The sequence below is a fragment of the Cohaesibacter celericrescens genome, from assembly GCF_002866925.1.
GTDB classification, from domain to species: Bacteria; Pseudomonadota; Alphaproteobacteria; order Rhizobiales; family Cohaesibacteraceae; genus Cohaesibacter; species Cohaesibacter celericrescens.
On record NZ_PKUQ01000048.1, the window covers coordinates 1 to 821 of the forward strand.

At 55.1% G+C, this 821-nt stretch carries 1 pseudogene; it reads right to left on the reverse strand.

Features of this window, described 5'->3' with window-relative positions:
• Window positions 1–148 precede the first annotated feature (148 nt).
• Window positions 149–821: pseudogene (locus tag C0081_RS23905) on the reverse strand (transposase); the annotation flags it as partial.

Below are 821 nucleotides of genomic sequence, written 5' to 3' on the forward strand. Positions count from 1 at the left end.
GGCTCTGACGCATATTTGCTGTTTTAGAAGGTTACGTTGCACCGATCCGTCTGGCTAGTAGGAGATCGAGTTTGGCGCGCCCGTACATCTGAGCTTTCCAAGTCATCAAACGAGCGATAACCCGAACAGATGGCGTCCGGGCAAGCCCGCTCTGGCCGGTTTGCCGGACAATCTGCTGTATGGAGGTTCCCTTCTTGGCCAGTGTCTGGATCGCTTCGTTCGTCGCCTGCCGACGAAGATATCCCTCATGTTGTAATCTTTCAGCATAGGTCAGAAGCTCGGGATCGATGATATTACTGCCGACCGCTTGCCTGATCTGACGTATCGACTTGCCAACTGCATCCATGAAAGCGCGACTGGAGTTTGCCATCAGGTGCCATCGGTCGACGGATTTGATCCGCATGAGGCAATGTTCTCGCGATGGCCTCACCATAACCGCCGCCCCGATCTCGGGCCACTATCGAGATAGATGGATACTCGGCAAGCTATGACCGAGATGTTTCCAGCGCAAAGCCAGGAAACGGGGTGATGGGATTGCGTCGCTCCAGATCGCAAACGATGGTTCCATAGGTCTGGTCGCGTCTGAAGGCAAAATCATCAATGCCGATGACAGAAAGCTTATCGTTCCGATCAGTAGTAGGTCGGCGTACCACCCGCAGCAAGGTATCGTTGCTTACCGGTATCATAAGGCGATTGGCAAAGGCCGCTGCAGGTCTCCCGCGAAGCGCCAAGCCGAGTTGGTGCACGATAGCCTCCAAGCGTTGGGTTCGTCGACTGTAGCGAGCCAAGACGCGGTCATCAAACCGCTCACAGTCGGGATA